The sequence below is a fragment of the Streptomyces sp. JLSY215 genome, assembly GCF_059682825.1.
Genome location: NZ_CM185022.1, coordinates 6108078 through 6125933 on the forward strand (window position 1 = coordinate 6108078; position 17856 = coordinate 6125933).

General features: G+C 71.3%; 14 protein-coding genes. 13 read left to right on the forward strand and 1 reads right to left on the reverse strand.

Annotated features, from left to right (window positions below):
• The first annotated feature begins 69 nt into the window (after positions 1-69).
• Entirely contained in the window at positions 70-843 is a 774-nt protein-coding gene (locus AC5677_RS27335; RefSeq protein ID WP_497190577.1) for a VC0807 family protein, read from the forward strand.
• A 140-nt stretch (positions 844-983) separates the two neighbouring features.
• Here the strand turns inward: AC5677_RS27335 and AC5677_RS27340 are convergent, their stop codons facing one another.
• Complete coding sequence (locus tag AC5677_RS27340; RefSeq protein WP_497196776.1) at positions 984-2156, reverse strand: Cmx/CmrA family chloramphenicol efflux MFS transporter; 1173 nt, start codon at positions 2154-2156, stop codon at positions 984-986.
• Between the two features lie 834 nt (positions 2157-2990).
• On the opposite strand from AC5677_RS27340, the gene gdhA reads away from it, so the two are divergent.
• From gdhA to gatB, 12 genes are all read left to right on the forward strand, one after another.
• Complete coding sequence (gene gdhA, locus AC5677_RS27345; RefSeq protein ID WP_497190578.1) at positions 2991-4367, forward strand: NADP-specific glutamate dehydrogenase; 1377 nt, start codon at positions 2991-2993, stop codon at positions 4365-4367.
• A 196-nt stretch (positions 4368-4563) separates the two neighbouring features.
• The gene (locus tag AC5677_RS27350; RefSeq protein ID WP_497190579.1) at positions 4564-5106 is read left to right on the forward strand and encodes an LOG family protein; all 543 of its coding nucleotides are present in this window, start codon (positions 4564-4566) and stop codon (positions 5104-5106) included.
• Positions 5107-5151: 45 nt separating this feature from the next.
• Positions 5152-5841 (forward strand): SDR family oxidoreductase, encoded by a 690-nt coding sequence (locus tag AC5677_RS27355; RefSeq protein WP_497190580.1) that lies wholly within the window; start codon positions 5152-5154, stop codon positions 5839-5841.
• A gap of 61 nt (positions 5842-5902) precedes the next feature.
• Entirely contained in the window at positions 5903-6370 is a 468-nt protein-coding gene (locus tag AC5677_RS27360) for a MarR family winged helix-turn-helix transcriptional regulator (RefSeq protein WP_497190581.1), read from the forward strand.
• A gap of 118 nt (positions 6371-6488) precedes the next feature.
• Positions 6489-7901, forward strand: coding sequence for an MFS transporter (locus AC5677_RS27365; RefSeq protein WP_497190582.1), 1413 nt, complete (start codon positions 6489-6491; stop codon positions 7899-7901).
• A 71-nt stretch (positions 7902-7972) separates the two neighbouring features.
• Positions 7973-8986 carry a methionine synthase gene (locus AC5677_RS27370; protein ID WP_497190583.1) on the forward strand — a complete coding sequence of 338 codons (1014 nt, stop codon included), beginning with the start codon at positions 7973-7975 and terminating at the stop codon, positions 8984-8986.
• 31 nt (positions 8987-9017) lie between these two features.
• Entirely contained in the window at positions 9018-11234 is a 2217-nt protein-coding gene (gene ligA / locus AC5677_RS27375) for an NAD-dependent DNA ligase LigA (protein ID WP_497190584.1), read from the forward strand.
• Between the two features lie 156 nt (positions 11235-11390).
• Positions 11391-13499, forward strand: a complete 2109-nt coding sequence (locus AC5677_RS27380) for a putative bifunctional diguanylate cyclase/phosphodiesterase (protein WP_497190585.1) — start codon at positions 11391-11393, stop codon at positions 13497-13499.
• 526 nt (positions 13500-14025) lie between these two features.
• Positions 14026-14322: an Asp-tRNA(Asn)/Glu-tRNA(Gln) amidotransferase subunit GatC gene (gatC, locus tag AC5677_RS27385; RefSeq protein WP_403501950.1), complete on the forward strand. Its 297-nt coding sequence runs from the start codon at positions 14026-14028 to the stop codon at positions 14320-14322.
• Positions 14323-14327: 5 nt separating this feature from the next.
• Positions 14328-15821 carry an Asp-tRNA(Asn)/Glu-tRNA(Gln) amidotransferase subunit GatA gene (gatA, locus tag AC5677_RS27390; RefSeq protein WP_497190586.1) on the forward strand — a complete coding sequence of 498 codons (1494 nt, stop codon included), beginning with the start codon at positions 14328-14330 and terminating at the stop codon, positions 15819-15821.
• An 88-nt stretch (positions 15822-15909) separates the two neighbouring features.
• Complete coding sequence (locus tag AC5677_RS27395; protein WP_497190587.1) at positions 15910-16152, forward strand: hypothetical protein; 243 nt, start codon at positions 15910-15912, stop codon at positions 16150-16152.
• A gap of 31 nt (positions 16153-16183) precedes the next feature.
• Positions 16184-17692 (forward strand): Asp-tRNA(Asn)/Glu-tRNA(Gln) amidotransferase subunit GatB, encoded by a 1509-nt coding sequence (gatB, locus tag AC5677_RS27400; protein WP_497190588.1) that lies wholly within the window; start codon positions 16184-16186, stop codon positions 17690-17692.
• Positions 17693-17856: the final 164 nt, after the last annotated feature.

Genomic DNA, 17856 nt, shown 5'->3' on the forward strand with positions numbered 1-17856 from the left:
AAGCTGAAGGTGCCAGAGAGAAGACGCACCACCAGCGGCAGTTCGCCGCCCAACTCGGGGGAGTCCGCCATGAGTCAGAGCAGAGGTCAGAGCAGCGGTCAGAGCGGTAGTCAGACCCGGGGCGAGGGGCAGGGAGAGGGCAATTCGGCCCTGAAGGCCTTTGTGCCGCTGATCGTGGACGCCGGAATTCCGGTGGCCTCGTACTACCTCCTCAGCGACGGCTTCGGCCTCAGCACGGTGGCCGCACTGGGCTGGAGCAGCGTGGTGCCGGCGCTGCGTACGGTGTGGGGCCTGGTCAGCAGCCGGAGCGTCAACGGCCTGGCACTGCTGATACTGATCGTGAACGTCGTGGGCCTGGCGATGAGTGCGGTGGCCGGGGATCCGCGGTTGATGCTGGCCAAGGACAGTGCGGTGAGCAGCGTCATCGGGATAACGATCCTGCTCTCCGTCCGGCTGAAGCGGCCGCTGATGACCGCGGGCCTCAAGCCCTGGGTGACGAAGGGGAGCGCCGCCGGGGACGCCGCGTGGGAGCGGCTGATGACGGGCTCCGAACGGTTCCGGCGTGCCGAGCGCAGGTTCTCCGCGATATGGGGGAGCGTCCTGCTGACCGAGTGCGTGCTCAAGGTCATCGGTGCGTACACGCTGCCGGTGCACACGATGGTCTGGCTGGGGACGGTGCTGACGGTGGTGGCCATCTTGGTGGCGATGGTCGCCGCGGGCGGAAGCTCCGCCGATCCGATGGAGAAGATGGTCCAGGCCGAGATCGAGCGCAGCGCTGAGACGCGTCACACCGATGAGGGGGCGGCGGTGCCTGCTGCCGAGGCGGTCGGGTCCGAAGTCTGAATCGGGGCGGGCCCCCGCGCCGCCGACGAGGACCAGGTCCTCATCGGCGGCGAGGAGACCGGACTGTTGGTCGCCGGTCGCCGGTCGCCGGTCGCCGGTCGCCGGTCGCCGGTCGCCGGTCGCCGGTCGCCGGTCACGGGTCAGCGGTCAGCGGGTCGGTCGGTGGGGTGGACGACGGGGCGTTCGGCGGCTTGGGAGTCGGGCGCGGTGGGGGGCGTGGAGCGTCGCCGTAGTGCCTGGGCCACGCCTGCGGTGGTGAGCGCGGCCGCCACCAGGAGTGCGCTGACCCAGAGGGGGGAGCGGTAGCCGTGCCCGGCGGTGAGGGGGAGGCCACCCAGCCAGGGGCCGAGCGCACCGCCCACGTTGAAGGCGGCGGTGGCGAATCCGCCGGCCAGGGTCGGCGCCTCGGCGGCCACGTACAGGACCTGGGAGATCAGCGTGGAGCCGACGGCGAAGGAGAGGGTGCCCTGGGCGAGAACGAGCACGGCGGTCGCCGCCGGGATCGAGGCCGTCAGCGCGAAGGCGGCCCAGCCGATGAGCAGGGCGGGCCCGCCTGTGACGAGGAGGCGGAGGGGCCGCGCGTCGGCGAGCCGGCCGCCGACGGTGACACCGAGGAACGACCCCAGGCCGAAAAGCGCCAGCACGCCGGGCACCCAGGCCGCGGAGAGTCCGGTCACATGGGTGAGGAGAGGGGCGAGGTAGGTGTAGGCGCAGAAGGTGGCGCCGTTGACCAGGGCGCCGAGGAGCAGGGTGACGATCAGGCGCGGGTTGCGCAGGGCGCGCAGTTCGGCGCGGGCGCCGGTGGCGGCGGAGGAGCCGCGGGAGCCTTTGTCCGCCGGTACGGACCGGAGGATGGCGACGACGGCCGGTACGGACAGGAGGGCCACCGCCCAGAACGCCGAGCGCCAGCCCCACAGTTGGCCGAGCCAGGCGCCCGCCGGGACGCCCGCGACACAGGCGAGGGTGATGCCGCCGAGCAGCACGGAGGTGGCCCGCCCCTTGGCGTCCGGCGCGGCCAGGCCGCTCGCGGTCGCGACGGCCACCGCCAGGAAACCCGCGTTGGCCAGCGCCGCGACGACACGCGTGACCAGCAGCACGGCGAAGCCGGTGGTGACCGCGCCGAGTACATGGACGAGCAGAAACGCGATCAGGAACGTCAGCAGCGCGCGACGGCGTGACCAGCGCAGGCTCAGGACGGCCATCAGCGGCGCGCCCACGATCATTCCGACCGCGAACGCCGAGGTCAGCGCGCCCGCAGCCGGGAGGGAGATGTGGAGATCGTGGGCGATGTCCGAGACGAGGCCGGACAGCATGAATTCGGAGGTGCCCTGGGCGAATACCGCCAGGGCGAGCAGATGGACGGTCAGGGGAACGCTACGGGCAGACGGAACATGACGAGCGAACGGCACAGCGAGACTCCAGGACTCCGCAAGGCAACCACGGGAGAGATCGAGCGACCGGCGGACCCCGCGGCCGGACGGCCGGGTGATCGGTGACGCGGTCGATGACGCGATCGGTGATCCGGTGGCAGCGGGCGCGGCCGGCAGCGCTCAGGGCCTTATGGGGAAAGGGCCCGGAGCGTGGGCTTCGGCATGACGCCGCGTGAAGAGCAGGCCACCGGACGGCCGGTGGCTAGCGTCTTGATGCCTCGGGGCTGGACATGGGCGCACGGTAACGGGACCCGGGGCGCAGCGTCCAGGCATTTATGCGCGACGGAGTGCGCCGCCGACGTGCTGCGCGCGGGGGGCGCGGCCGGGCAACAACTTGCCGGTGCCGTTGACAAAAAGAGAGACATGTCGAGGAGAGCGTCGGGGAGACATAGTCAGGACGGGGAACGGCGGTGCGGCCGGGTGGGCGTCCCTGTTCGCCATGCAACCGAACGTCCTCGTGCGGGGTTCCACGTAACACAGAGTTGCTGGCGAGACGGCAAGGACGGACATCAGCGAATCGGCACGGGACGTGGTGACGGTGGCAGGCATCCGCCGGACGCAGAGGGACGGCGCCACCTCGGGTGGTGTTGTCGAACGGCAAGAGGTCGGCAAGTAAGGTCGGCGGAGCGACGGGACGTCTGTGGTCGCTGCGTCGAGGATCTGCCGTGATCCGGACCGCAAGCGGCTTTTCGTTCGGCCACGAAGGGAACGCAAGTCATGTCGAGTGTTCAAAATGAGGTCAAGACCGGCGCACATACGGCCGGGCCGGCCTCTCTGCACGCGGGGCTGGTGCGGCGGAATCCCGGGGAGCCGGAATTCCACCAGGCCGCTCTGGAGGTGCTGGAGACGCTGGCCCCCGTGCTGGCGGCCCGTCCGGAGTTCGTCGAGGCCAGGGTGCTGGAGCGGCTCTGCGAGCCGGAGCGGCAGATCATGTTCCGGGTGCCCTGGCAGGACGATTCCGGGGCGATCCACGTCAACCGCGGCTTCCGGGTGGAATTCAACAGCGCGCTCGGCCCGTACAAGGGCGGTCTGCGGTTCCATTCGTCCGTGAATCTGGGGATCGTGAAGTTCCTCGGCTTCGAGCAGATCTTCAAGAACTCCCTCACCGGCCTGAACATCGGCGGTGGCAAGGGCGGCAGCGACTTCGACCCGCACGGCAAGTCGGATGCCGAAGTGATGCGGTTCTGTCAGTCGTTCATGACCGAGCTGCACCGCCATCTCGGTGAGCACACGGACGTACCGGCGGGTGACATCGGCGTCGGCGGCCGCGAGATCGGCTACCTCTTCGGCCAGTACCGGCGGATCACCAACCGCTGGGAGGCCGGTGTGCTGACCGGCAAGGGCCTGGAGTGGGGCGGTTCCAAGGCCCGTACGGAGGCCACCGGTTACGGCAATGTGCTGTTCACCGAGGAGATGCTCAAGCGGCGCGGCGAGGAGCTCGACGGGCAGCAGGTCGTGGTCTCCGGGTCCGGCAATGTCGCGATCTACACGATCGAGAAGGCGCAGGCGCTCGGCGCGAACGTACTGACCTGCTCGGACTCGGGCGGCTACGTCGTCGACGAGAAGGGCATCGACCTGGCGCTGCTCCAGCAGATCAAGGAGGTCGAGCGCGGGCGGATCAGCGAGTACGCCGAGCGGCGCGGGGTGTCGGCCACATACGTTCCCGGCGGACGGGTGTGGGATGTCGCCTGCGATGTGGCGCTGCCGTCGGCCACCCAGAACGAACTGGACGCGGACGCCGCCCGGATCCTGATCCGCAACGGCGTCAAGGCGGTCTCCGAGGGCGCGAACATGCCGACCACCCCGGAGGCGGTGGCGCTCCTGAAGGAGGCCGGTGTGGCCTTCGGCCCGGGGAAGGCCGCCAATGCGGGCGGCGTGGCGACCAGCGCGCTGGAGATGCAGCAGAACTCCGCACGTGAGGCGTGGACGTTCGAGCGCGCGGAGGGGGAGCTCGCGGCCATCATGCGCGGGATCCACGACACGTGCTACGAGACGGCCGAGCGGTTCGGGCTGCCGGGCGACTACGTCGCCGGCGCGAACATCGCCGGGTTCGAGCGGGTCGCGGACGCGATGCTGGACCAGGGCCTGATCTAAGGCCCGAAGGGCCTGGTCCCGGGCCCGGCCGAGGCGAGAGACGGGCGGGCCACCGGGCCGGTGTCAGGACCGGCGCCAGGGCCGGGGCGGGGTGCGCACACCCCGCCCCGGCTGCCCGCCCCGCCCGGTGGCCGATGACGTACCCCTGCCCGGGGCCCAGGGCCCGGAGCCGCCGCCCGGTCCGTATCGTGACCGTATGAACATCTGCGTCTTCTGCTCCGCCGCCGACCTCGATGACCGTTATGTCACCCCCGCCCGCCAGTTCGCCGAGCTGATCGGCAAGGGTGGCCATGCGCTGGTCTGGGGCGGCTCGGACACCGGGCTGATGAAGGTGATGGCCGACGGCGTGCGCGGCGCGGGCGGGAAGCTCGTCGGGATCTCGGTGGAGTTCCTGGCGCACAAGGCGTACGAGGGCGCGGACGAGATGATCGTCACCAAGGACCTCGCCGAGCGCAAGGCGCTGCTGCTGGAGCGCGCCGACGCGATCGTCGTCATGGTCGGCGGCACGGGCACGCTGGACGAGGCCACCGAGATCCTGGAGCTGCGTAAGCACGGTCTGCACACCAAGCCGGTCGTGCTGCTGAACACCGCCGGTTTCTACGACGGGTTGAAGGAGCAGTTCCTGCGGATGGAGTCGGAGGGCTTCCTGCCGCTGCCGCTCACCGACCTGGTGTTCTTCGCGGAGGACGGCGTGGGTGCGCTGGCCTACCTGGAGGAGAAGGCGGGCATCGAGGGCTGAGCCCGCCGGGCGGACCCGTCGCCCGGCCCCCGTTACGATCGCACCATGGGTACGCACTTGATCACGGGCGCAGGGTCGGGCATCGGAGCGGCGGTCGCACGGCGCCTCGCGGAGCGCGGGGAGGACCTGTGGCTGCTGGCGCGGGACGCCGTACGGGCCAAGGAGCTGGCCGCGCAGTTCCCCGGCGCCCGCACGCTCGTGGGTGACCTCGCCCGCCCCGAGAAGCTCTCCTGGGCCTTCGGCCAGCAGCCGCTGCCGACCCGTATCGACTCCCTCCAGCACATCGCGGGCGTCGTGGAACTGGGAGCGGTCGGCGATCTGCCGGCCAAGGCCTGGCAGCGCCAGCTCGCCGTCAACCTCGTCGCGCCCGCCGAGATCACCCGGCTGCTGCTGCCGCTGGTGCGGGTCGCCGAGGGCCATGTCGTCTTCGTCAACTCCGGTGCGGGGCTCAACGCGCACGCCCAGTGGGGCGGGTACGCCGCGAGCAAGCACGGCCTCAAGGCGCTGGCCGATGCTCTGCGGGCGGAGGAGCACGGCAACGGCGTACGCGTGACCTCGGTCTATCCGGGGCGTACGGCGACACCGATGCAGGGGAGCGTCCACCAGCAGGAGGGCAAGGAGTACGACCCTTCCCGGTGGATCGACCCGGAGTCGGTGGCGACGACCGTCCTCGCGGCCATCGATCTGCCGCGGGACGCGGAGATCAACGATGTGACGGTGCGGCCGGGGCGCTGAGCGCCGGAGGTGAGCGCCCGCGGCCCCGCCGCTTCCGCCGCGGGCGACGTACGCTGCATGGGTGACCAAAGAAGCGAAGGCGACCGCGGCTGCGGGGTGCGGGTTCCGGGAGATCCGGGGGCTCGTCGCCGAATTGAGCCGCGCTCTGGACGCCCATCAGCGCAGCCGGGTCGCCGAACTCGAACTGACGCCGACCCAGGCGAAGGCGCTGGAGGAGCTCGGCGAGCCGAAGACCGCGCGGGAGTTGGCCGGGGTGTTGTGCTGCGAGCCGCCGAATGTCACCTATGTCATCTCCAAGCTGGAGAAACAGGGCATGGTGGAGCGGCGGCCGCACCCTCTGGACGGGCGGGCCAAGCAGCTCGTACTGACCGATGCGGGGCGGGAGTTGCGGCTGGATCTGCTGCGGCGGATGGGCACGGAGTCGCCGCTCGACCACCTCTCGCACGAGGAGCGGGCCGCGTTGCGCGATGACCTGCTGAAGGCGCTGGGGCGCGGTGGCCGGGGCGCCGGCCCCGCGGACAAGTCCTAGCCGTTCGTCGAGCCGGCCGAGGCCCTGGGGTGTGCCCCAGGGCCTCTTTCGTATGCGTTCAGTAAAGTTATAGCTGTAATCATTGCCCCGCTGAATGGATATAACTTTAACTAAATCCATGATCACTCAGACAGCGGCGCCGCGCCGGGCGGCGGGCGAGGCCGGCCCCGCCGCTTCGCCCCGTAACGCACCCCGTGGCGGACTCCAACTCCTCGTACTGGCCCTCGGGTTCGTGATGGCGAGCCTGGACACCGGCATCATGAATGTGGCCGCCGACGTCCTGCGGGACCACCTCGGTCTGACCATGTCCGGCCTGACCTGGGTCGTCGACGGCTATGTCCTGGCCTTTGCGTCGCTGCTGCTGCTCGCCGGGTCGCTGGCCAAGCGGTTCGGGGCCCGCCGGATCTATCTCATCGGCCTCGCCGCGTTCACCGCCGCGTCCCTGGTGGGCGCCGCGGCCCCCAACGGCGCCGCCCTGGTGGCGGCCCGCTTCGCCCAAGGAGTGGGCGCGGCGCTCTTCATGCCCAGCTCGCTCTCCCTGCTGATGAACGCCTTCCCCGAGCCGGCCCGCCGGGCGAAGATCCTCGGTATCTGGTCGGCGATCGTCTCGACGTCCATCGGGCTCGCCCCGTCCATCGGCGGCCTCCTGGTCGGCACCCTGGGCTGGCGCAGCATCTTTCTCGTCAATCTCCCCATCGGCATCGTCGCGCTGCTGCTCACCCCTCGGGTCATCGCGGCCGTACCGGCGCGCGGCTCCGCGCTGGGCGGCGGCGGGCACGTCCTGGGGCTGCTCGCGCTCGGCTCGCTCAGCTACGGGCTCATCGAGGGGCCCGACAAGGGCTGGTCGTCGCCCTGGGTGCTGGGGGCGTTCGCGGTGACGCTGCTCGCCGCGGCCGGATTCGCCGTACGCGAACGCGCCGCGCGCACCCCGATCCTGCCGGTCGCGCTCTTCGCTGACGGCCGCTTCGCCGCGGCCAACGCCATCGGCTTCCTCTTCAACTTCGCCTTCTACGGGGCGCTGTTCGTCCTCGGCCTGTTCCTCCAGACCGCGCGCGGCGCCGGCCCCGTCACGGCCGGGCTGCAGATGCTGCCCGCCGTCCTGATCATCCCGCTGGGCAACATGCTCTACGCGCGGTTCGGGCTGCGCATCGGCAACCGGGCGGCCCTGACCGCCTCCCTGGCGGTCTCCGCGGCGGGCTATGCCGTCCTCTTCCTGGTCCTCGCGCCCGGCCTGCCGTACTGGGTGATCGCGGTGGTGCTCGCCGTCACCAACGTCGGCAGCGGGATCGCCTCCCCGGCGATGACCGGCGTCCTGATGGCGGTCGCGGGCAGCGAGCACGCCGACATCGCCGGCGCGACCCTGAACGCCAACCGCCAGATCGGCTCGCTGGTCGGTATCGCGGGCATGGGCGCGGTGTTCACCGGGGCGGACGGCGGCCACCCGGGCGCGGCCCTCGCCTTCGCCCTGGCGGCGGGCGCGCTGGCGGCCGCGGCGGTCATGGGGTGGCGGGGCGTGCGGGCGCGGGTCTGAGCAACCGGCGGCCGAGGCCGGGCGGCAACACCCCGCCTCGCCCACCTCGGCCCGCCGCATACCCTCTCTGGGTGAGCACGAACAGCACGCACAAGTGGGCCGCGGGCGCGGCGACCGGCATCGGGTCGATGCCGGGCGGTGATGCGCGGGAAGCGGCGAAGACCGTCACCGGGTCCCTGGAGGCCTTCCCGTATCTGCCGGAGCTGCCGGCCCGGGGCCCCGGCGCCGACATGATCGGCCGGACCATCGGGATGCTCGTCGAGGTCTGGGCCCATGTGGAGCCCAGCGGCTGGCGGATCAGCGACCGGCCGGGGCGCGACACCCGCCGCGCCCGCGCCTGGCTCGGCGAGGACCTCGACGCGCTGGAGGAGTTCACGCAGGGGTACGAGGGGCCGCTGAAGGTCTCGGCGGTCGGCCCGTGGACGCTCGCCACCGCCCTGGAGCTGCGGGGTGGCGAGGCCGCCCTGAGCGATGCCGGGGCCTGCCGGGATCTCACGGCGTCGCTGGCGGAGGGGCTGCGCGGGCATCTCGCGGACGTACGGCGGCGGGTGCCCGGCGCCGAGGTCGTGCTGCAGCTGGACGAGCCGTCGCTGACGGCGGTGCTCCAGGGGCGGGTGAAGTCCGCCAGCGGCTATCGCACCCACCGGGCCGTGGACCGGGCGGTGGTCGAGGGCGCGCTGCGTGATCTTGTCGCGGTGGCGGAGGGCGGGCCCGTCGTCGTCCACTCGTGTGCGCCCGCGGTGCCGTTCGGACTGCTGCGGCGGGCCGGGGTGGCGGGCATCTCGTTCGATTTCTCGCTGCTCACCGAGCGTGAGGACGAGGCGATCGGGGAGGCCGTCGAGGGCGGTACGGCCCTGTTCGCGGGCGTGGTGCCGGGCGTGGACGGCCGATTGTCAGACCCTGCCGGTAGCGTCATGGGTGTCAGGACGCTGTGGCGCAGGCTGGGGCTGACACCAGGGATTCTCGCCGAGTCCGTGGTCGTCACTCCCTCGTGCGGGCTGGCGGGCGCTTCGCCCGCATATGCCCGCTCGGCGCTCGCCCACTGCGTCCGGGCGGCGAGATCGCTCGCAGACAACCCTGAGTGACGGCACTCAAGGACCACGGGAGGACAAGACGGTGGCTGGCGAACAGCACGCAGCGGTATCCGATGTGCCCGCAGCGGCGCGGGAGAAGCACGCGCAGCTCGCTGAGCAGATCGAGGAGCACCGCTTCCGGTACTACGTGAAGGACGCCCCGGTCGTCAGCGACGCGGAGTTCGACAAGCTGCTGCGCTCCCTGGAGGCGCTGGAGGACGAGCACCCGTCACTGCGCACCCCGGATTCGCCGACGCAGAAGGTGGCCGGGGCGTACGCCACGGACTTCACCGAGGTCGCGCACCGCGAGCGGATGCTCTCCCTCGACAACGCTTTCGACGACGAGGAGTTGGCCGCCTGGGCCGAGCGGATCGCGGGCGAGCTGGGCGGCGACCCCAAGAGCGCCGGGTACCACTTCCTGTGCGAGCTGAAGGTGGACGGCCTCGCCGTCAACCTCACCTACGAGCACGGCCGGCTCACCCGCGCCGCGACCCGCGGCGACGGCCGTACCGGCGAGGACATCACCCCCAACGTCCGCACGATCGCCGAGATCCCGCACCGTCTCAAGGGCGAGCGGATCCCGGAGCTGGTCGAGGTCCGCGGGGAGGTCTACTTCCCGATGGAGAAGTTCCTGGAGCTCAACGAGCGCCTGGTCGCCGACGGCAAGCCGCCGTTCGCCAACCCCCGTAACGCCGCGGCCGGTTCGCTGCGCCAGAAGGACCCCAAGGTCACCGCGAGCCGCCCGCTGCACATGGTCGTCCACGGCGTCGGCGCCCGTGCGGGCTTCGCCATCGACCGCCAGTCGCAGGCCTACGACCTGCTGCGCGAATGGGGCCTGCCGACGGCCGCGCACAACACCGTCGTCGACTCCCTGGAGGCGGTGCGCGCGTTCATCGCCCACTACGGCAACCCCGTCACCCGCCGTACGGCCGTCGAGCACGAGATCGACGGCGTGGTCGTCAAGCTGGACGAGATCCCGCTCCAGGGGCGGCTGGGCTCCACCTCGCGGGCGCCGCGCTGGGCGATCGCCTGGAAGTACCCGCCGGAGGAGGTCAACAGCAAGCTGGTGGACATCCGCGTCAGCGTCGGCCGTACGGGACGGGTCACGCCGTTCGCCGTCGTCGAGCCGGTCACGGTCGCCGGCTCCGAGGTGGAGTTCGCCACCCTGCACAACCAGGACGTGGTCAAGGCCAAGGGCGTCCTGATCGGGGACACCGTCGTGCTGCGCAAGGCGGGCGATGTCATCCCCGAGATCCTGGGACCGGTCGTCGACCTGCGGGACGGCAGCGAGCGGGAGTTCGTGATGCCGGCCGAATGCCCCGAGTGCGGGACGGCGCTGCAGCCCGCCAAGGAAGGCGATATCGACCTGCGGTGTCCCAACGCCCGCGCCTGCCCCGGCCAGATCCGCGAGCGGCTGTTCTACCTGGCCGGCCGCAAATGCCTGGACATCGAGAACTTCGGCTATGTCGCGTCCACCGCGCTCAGCCAGCCGCTGGAGCCCGCCGAGCCGCCGCTGAGGGACGAGGGCGGCCTCTTCGACCTCTCCATCGAGCAGCTGCTGCCCATCCGGTCCTATGTCCTCGACCCGGACTCCGGTCTGCCCAAGCGCGACCCGAAGACCGGCGAGGAGAAGATCGTCACCTTCTTCGCCAACCAGAAGGGCGAGCCGAAGAAGAACGCCCTGGCCATGCTGGAGAACATCCAGGCCGCCAAGCAGCGTCCGCTGGCCCGGATCCTGACCGGACTGTCGATCCGGCACGTCGGCCCGGTGGCGGCCGAGGCGCTGGCGCGGGAGTTCCGCTCGATCGACCGCATCCGGGACGCCGGCGAGGAGGAGCTGGCCGCCGTCGACGGCGTCGGCGGGACGATCGCCGCCTCGGTCAAGCAGTGGTTCGCGGAGGACTGGCACCAGCAGATCATCGAGAGATGGCGGGCGGCCGGCGTCCGAATGGAGGACGAGCACACGGGCGAGGAGGGCCCGCGTCCGCTGGAAACCGTCACCGTTGTGGTGACGGGCACACTCCAGACACACACCAGAGATGGCGCGAAAGAGGCCCTCCAGGCGCTCGGAGCGAAGGTGACCGGTTCCGTTTCGAAGAAGACCGGTTTCGTGGTGGTGGGCGATAACCCAGGTTCGAAGTACGACAAGGCCATGCAGCTGAAGGTGCCTGTGCTGGACGAGGAAGGCTTTGCCGTGCTGCTCGAACAGGGTGCCGAGGCGGCACGAGCGGTAGCGGTCACTCCGCCTGAGGAGGAGTGAGAAATCACCCCACTGGCGCATACCAGATCGGCCAGGGATGCCAGGTCGCATTCGGGCAACCGTTGCGGATCGCTGCCCGTAGTGGCCCTGGGCGTCCTACTGTTGAGGTGTGCGCCTGCCGTGGCGCGGGCACAGCCGGCTGTGAGAGGGATCGGAATGAAACCGACCGACAGCGTCGCTCCGGCGTCGCGGCTCCAGCGCCTCGTCGTGCCCGCGCTGCCCGCGACCATCCTCATCGTGGCGGGCCTCTCGCTCGGCACGGGCGTCATCTACACCCTCGGCAACGGCGATGCACTGTTCCCGGGAGGACCCGTCGGCTGGTCGCTGGCGATCCTCACCGGCATCATCGTCGGCCACCTGGTCGCCCTCGGCCGGGACCGCTGGTGGGGCGGCACGGGTTCCGGCGCCGCCCTCGCCCTCGCCGTACTGCTCCTGTACGGCTGGGTGCCCGCCACCCTCGTCAGCCTCGCGGTCGTCGTCCTGGTCGGCGCCGCCCGCAGACACCGCTGGCGACAGGCCGCGCTGCACGGCGCGGTGGACATCCTCGGCATCGGCGCCGCCGCGCTCGGCCTGACCGCGTTCGGCGTCGATGCCACCGTCCGCCGCCCCTGGAGCCCCGAGGCCTGGAACCTGACCGTCCTCCCCGAAGTCCTCACCGCGGCCGGCGGCTATCTCCTCGTCAGCCGCGCCCTGCTCTGGTTCACGCTGGCGCCGCGCACCGGCGGACTGCCCACCATCGCCCGAACGGCCGTGGTACGGCAGATCCTCGTCGGCATCGCGCTGCTCGGCATCTCCCCGCTGATCGCCGTCTGCGCCGTCCACGCGCCGCTGCTGCTGCCGATGTTCGCGGTACCGCTCATCGCCCTGGACTCCACCCTGTGGATCGCCCGCGCCCGCGCCGAGGAGCAGCTGCGCGACCCGCTCACCGGACTGCCCAACCGCCAGTGGCTGCTGGAGCGCACCTGGACCGCGCTGGACGACGCGGAGCGGGTCGGTGCCCGCTCCGCCCTCGTCCTGATCGACCTCGACCGCTTCCGCTCCGTCAACGACACCCTCGGCCACCTCGCCGGCGACCGCCTGCTCCTCCAGATCGCCGACCGGCTGCGGCACGCCCTGCCCCGCGGCGCCGAGGCGGCCCGGCTCGGCGGCGACGAGTTCGCCGTCCTGCTGCCCACCACCGACTCCCTCACCAGCTCCCAGCGGGTGGCGCGCAACCTCGTCGCCGCACTGGGATCCCCTTTGGACCTCGACGGCCTGACCCTCGTACTGGAAGCCAGTGCGGGGGTCGCCGTCTTCCCCGACCACGCCCTCGACGCCGAAGGGCTGCTGCGCCGCGCCGATGTGGCGATGTACCAGGCCAAACGGGACCGCAGCGGCGTGGAGCTCTACGAGGCCAAGCGGGACGGCAACACCCCCGACCGGCTCGGCCTGCTGGGCGATCTGCGCCGTGCCCTGGACGCCGGCGATGTCGAGCTGCACTACCAGCCCAAGGTCGGCTTCGACGGGCATGTCGCCGGGCTGGAGGCACTGGTCCGCTGGGTGCATCCGGACCGCGGCAGAGTGCCACCGGACGAATTCATCGCCATCGCCGAGTCCTCCGGACTGATGCCCCGGCTGACGGAGTACGTCCTGGAGACCGCACTCGCCCAGGTGGCGCGCTGGCGGGCGATGGGCCTCGAGGTGCCGGTGGCGGTCAATGTCTCGCCGCGCGATGTGCACTCCCCGGGCTTCGCGGGAGCCGTCGCCGCCCGGCTGGCCCGACATCGGGTCCCACCGGGCGCCCTCCAGCTGGAGATAACCGAACATGTCCTCCTGGAGGACCCGCAGCGCGCCGCGGACACCCTCGCCGGGCTCACCGCCCACGGCGTGAAGATGTCCCTCGACGACTTCGGCACCGGCTATTCCTCCCTGGTCCATCTGCGGCGCCTCCCGGTCAGCGAGCTGAAGATCGACCGGTCCTTCGTGGCCCGGCTGGCCGTCGACAACGAAGACGCCGAGATCGTCCGCTGCACCCTCGACCTCGCCCACTCCCTCGGCCTGCTGGTCGTCGCCGAGGGCGTCGAGGACGACGAGACCTGGGAGCGGCTGCGGGATCTGGGCTGCGACGCCGTACAGGGCTGGCTGGTGGCCGCCGCGATGCCGCCGGACGAGACCACGGCCTGGCTGAGGGCCCGCGGCGAGCACGGCTGGCACCGCGAATCGGAGACGGCCGCCCTGGCGGCGGAGAAGGCAGCCAAGAGCCCTTCGGGACAGGTCCTGAACTAACGACCCGGCCACCGGCCGTCCCATGTCCCCGCTCCGAAGAAACCTCGCAGGACCAGCCTCCATCCGAAGAAACCTCCCAGGACCAGCCTCCACAGGAACAGCATCCACGGGACCAGCATCCGCACGACCGGCCTGCGCAGGTCGCGCCACCGCAGGACCCGCCCGGCGGATCCGACGAGCCCGCCGAGCCCGACGAGCCGGAACAGTCCGACGAGGGCGAAGCGGCTGCCGGACCCGCCGGGCCCGCCGCCACGCCCCCGCGGCCCGAGGAGCCGCGGCCCGGGGCCCACCCCGGCCCCCCGGCGCCCGACGGTCCCTAGGGCGCCCGCGCGGACCCGGTCCCGGCCGTGGCCCGCACTTTCCGCACCGTTCCGCGGAATGCATTTCGGACCGCTCTCCCGTACGCCATAGGATTGGGCCGGATAAACGTTCACAGGAGTACGGGAGCACGGGAGCAATCGCCCGGCCGCTCCACCTGGAACACTCCGCCCAGAAGACTCCGCCCAGAACACCAGAGGATCGCTGCATGCCTGGCATCACGCGCGAGGAGGTCGCTCACCTCGCCCGGCTGGCACGTCTGGAGCTGAAGGACGAAGAGCTCGACCACTTCGCCGGACAGCTCGACGACATCATCGGCGCGGTCGCCCGCGTCTCCGAGGTCGCCGACCAAGACGTACCGCCGACCTCCCACCCGCTGCCCCTGACCAACGTCATGCGGCCGGACGAGGTCCGACCGTCGCTCAATCCCGAGCAGGCGCTCTCCGGCGCCCCGGCTCAGGAGCAGCAGCGTTTCAAGGTGCCGCAGATCCTGGGGGAGGAGTGACCGACATGGCAGACCTGATCAAGCTCACCGCCGCCGAGATCGCGGCGAAGATCGCCTCCGGCGAGCTCACCGCCGTCGAGGTGACCGAGGCCCACCTGGCCCGCATCGAGGCCGTCGACGAGAAGGTGCACGCCTTCCTGCACATCGACCGCGAGGGCGCGCTCGCCCAGGCCCGCGCCGTGGACGAGAAGAAGGCCCGCGGGGAGAAGCTCGGCCCGCTGGCCGGCGTCCCGCTCGCCCTGAAGGACATCTTCACCACCGAAGGCGTCCCCACCACCGTCGGCTCCAAGATCCTCGAGGGCTGGCTGCCGCCGTACGACGCGACCCTGACCAAGAAGCTCAAGGCCGCCGACGTCGTCATCCTCGGCAAGACCAACATGGACGAGTTCGCCATGGGGTCCTCCACCGAGAACAGCGCCTACGGGCCCACCGGCAACCCCTGGGACCTGACCAAGATCCCCGGCGGTTCGGGTGGCGGTTCCAGCGCCGCCCTGGCCTCCTTCCAGGCCCCGCTCGCCATCGGCACGGACACCGGCGGCTCCATCCGCCAGCCGGCCGCCGTCACCGGCACGGTCGGCGTCAAGCCCACCTACGGCGGCGTCTCCCGCTACGGCATGGTCGCCTTCTCGTCCTCCCTGGACCAGGGCGGGCCCTGCGCCCGTACGGTCCTGGACGCGGCGCTGCTCCACGAGGTGATCGCCGGGCACGACCCGCTCGACTCCACCTCCATCGACGCCCCCGTGCCGCCCGTCGTCGAGGCGGCCCGCAACGGCAGCGTCGCGGGCATGCGCGTCGGCGTCGTCAAGCAGTTCCGCGGCGAGGGCTACCAGGCCGGCGTGGTGCAGCGGTTCGACGAGTCCGTCGCGCTGCTCAAGGAGCTGGGCGCCGAGATCGTCGAGCTGGACTGCCCGTCCTTCGACCTGGCGCTGGCCGCGTACTACCTGATCGCGCCGTCCGAGTGCTCCTCGAACCTCGCCCGCTTCGACGCCATGCGCTACGGCCTGCGGGTCGGCGACGACGGCACGAAGTCCGCCGAGGAGGTCACCGCCCTCACCCGCGAGGCCGGCTTCGGCCCCGAGGTCAAGCGCCGCATCATGCTCGGCACGTACGCGCTCAGCTCCGGCTACTACGACGCGTACTACGGCAGCGCCCAGAAGGTCCGCACGCTGATCACCCGCGACTTCGAGAAGGCCTTCGAGCAGGCGGACGTGATCATCTCGCCGACCACGCCGACCACCGCCTTCCCGATCGGCGAGCGCTCCGACGACCCGATGGCGATGTACCTCGCCGACGTGTGCACGATCCCCGCCAACCTGGCAGGCAACGCGGCCATGTCGCTGCCCTGCGGACTGGCCCCCGAGGACGGGCTGCCGGTGGGTCTGCAGATCATCGCTCCTGCCATGGCCGACGACCGGCTCTACAAGGTCGGTGCCGCGGTCGAGGCCGCGTTCACCGCCAAGTGGGGTCATCCGCTGCTCGAGGAGGCACCCGCACTGTGAGCGTCGCACTCGCGGCCGCCGGGCCGCAGACAGCTACGACAGCCGTACCTCTGCGCCGCGGGGGCGGAGAAGCGAACGAGGAGGCACAGTGAGTGGAAAGCTTGCCAAGGCCAAGGGCTTCAAGAAGTCCAAGCCCGGTACGTATCTGTCCATCGGCACCACGCTGTTCGGCGCGGTGAGCGTCGTCAAGCAGGCGAAGAAGGCCCGGACGGAGCAGGACACGCTCCAGCTGGTCGACGCCGTCGTCTCCGCCGCCGCCATCGTCACCGGCGTCGCGCTGCTCATCCGCGAACTGCGCCGTCTGAGCGACGACGACGTCCTCGCGGGCTGACCGGCGCCGGACCTGAGAGGTTAGTTTCACCGTGACTGTCACCGACCTGGTGTCGTACGAGGACGCGCTGGCCGCCTACGACCCCGTCATGGGGCTCGAGGTGCACGTCGAGCTCGGCACCAAGACCAAGATGTTCTGCGGGTGTTCCACCACCCTGGGCGCCGAGCCCAACTCGCAGACCTGCCCCACCTGCCTGGGCCTGCCCGGCTCGCTGCCGGTCGTCAACGCGACCGGCGTCGAGTCCGCCGTCAAGATCGGCCTGGCCCTGAACTGCTCCATCGCCGAGTGGTGCCGCTTCGCCCGGAAGAACTACTTCTATCCGGACATGCCGAAGAACTTCCAGACCTCCCAGTACGACGAGCCGATCGCCTTCGACGGCTACCTCGACGTACAGCTGGAGGACGGCGAGGTCTTCCGCGTGGAGATCGAGCGCGCCCACATGGAGGAGGACACCGGCAAGTCGACGCACGTCGGCGGTGCCACCGGCCGTATCCACGGCGCCCTGCACTCCCTCCTGGACTACAACCGCGCCGGCATCCCGCTCATCGAGATCGTCACCAAGCCCATCCAGGGTGCGGGCGAGCGGGCCCCCGAGGTCGCCAAGGCGTACGTCGCCGAGCTGCGCGAGCTCATCAAGGCGCTGGGCGTCTCCGAGGCCCGGATGGAGCAGGGCCAGATGCGCTGCGACGTCAACCTCTCGCTGCGCCCCAACGGCACCGAGAAGTTCGGCACGCGCTCGGAGACCAAGAACGTCAACTCCCTGCGCTCCGTGGAGCGTGCCGCCCGCTTCGAGATCCAGCGGCACGCCGCGGTGCTCTCCTCCGGCGGCACGATCATCCAGGAGACCCGGCACTTCCACGAGGAGGACGGCTCCACGACGGCCGGCCGCATCAAGGACAACGCCGAGGACTACCGCTACTTCCCCGAGCCGGACCTGGTGCCGGTGGCCCCCTCCCGCGAGTGGGTCGAGGAACTGCGCGCCGCTCTCCCGGAGCTGCCGCGGGTGCGCCGCAACCGGCTGCGCGAGGAGTGGGGCATCTCCGAGCACGACATGCAGTCGATCCTCAACGCGGGCGCGGTCGACCTGATCACCGCCACCGTCGACGCCGGCGCGGACTCCGCCTCGGCGCGCAAGTGGTGGATGGGCGAACTGGCCCGCCGCGCCAACGAGGACGGCGTGGAACTGGCCGCGCTGCCCATCACCCCCGCGCAGGTCGCCCGGGTCACCGCCCTGGTGGCCGAGGGGGCGCTGAACGACAAGCTGGCCCGTCAGGTCATCGAGGGCGTACTGGCCGGCGAGGGCGACCCGGACGCCGTCGTCGAGAAGCGCGGCCTGAAGGTCGTCTCGGACGAGGGTGCCCTCGGCACCGCCGTCGACGAGGCCATCGCCGCCAACGCCGCCATCGCCGACAAGATCCGCGGCGGCAAGGTGGCCGCGGCCGGTGCCCTGGTCGGCGCGGTCATGAAGGCGACGCGCGGGCAGGCGGACGCGGCCCGGGTGCGCGAGCTGATCCTGGAAAAGCTGGGCGTCGAAGGCTGACGTCCCCTCGGCCGGGGGCGGGCTGACGCCCCCTCGGCCAGGTACCGCACAGCGGCCGCTCTCCTCCGGGAGGGCGGCCGCTGCGCGTGGCGTCACCCGATCGGCCCGGACCGGAATGCCCGGGGGCGCCGCGGTGCTGTGATCGGGAGAGGCCCTGTGTACGG

What these genes read in the sequence shown, in the direction of transcription:
- AC5677_RS27335 (WP_497190577.1), top strand. Translation starts at nt 70, where the DNA reads ATGAGTCAGAGCAGAGGTCAGAGCAGCGGTCAGAGCGGTAGTCAGACC.
- AC5677_RS27340 (WP_497196776.1), bottom strand. Translation starts at nt 2,156, where the DNA reads ATGCTGTCCGGCCTCGTCTCGGACATCGCCCACGATCTCCACATCTCC.
- gdhA (WP_497190578.1), top strand. Translation starts at nt 2,991, where the DNA reads ATGTCGAGTGTTCAAAATGAGGTCAAGACCGGCGCACATACGGCCGGG.
- AC5677_RS27350 (WP_497190579.1), top strand. Translation starts at nt 4,564, where the DNA reads ATGAACATCTGCGTCTTCTGCTCCGCCGCCGACCTCGATGACCGTTAT.
- AC5677_RS27355 (WP_497190580.1), top strand. Translation starts at nt 5,152, where the DNA reads ATGGGTACGCACTTGATCACGGGCGCAGGGTCGGGCATCGGAGCGGCG.
- AC5677_RS27365 (WP_497190582.1), top strand. Translation starts at nt 6,489, where the DNA reads ATGATCACTCAGACAGCGGCGCCGCGCCGGGCGGCGGGCGAGGCCGGC.
- AC5677_RS27380 (WP_497190585.1), top strand. Translation starts at nt 11,391, where the DNA reads ATGAAACCGACCGACAGCGTCGCTCCGGCGTCGCGGCTCCAGCGCCTC.
- gatC (WP_403501950.1), top strand. Translation starts at nt 14,026, where the DNA reads ATGCCTGGCATCACGCGCGAGGAGGTCGCTCACCTCGCCCGGCTGGCA.
- gatA (WP_497190586.1), top strand. Translation starts at nt 14,328, where the DNA reads ATGGCAGACCTGATCAAGCTCACCGCCGCCGAGATCGCGGCGAAGATC.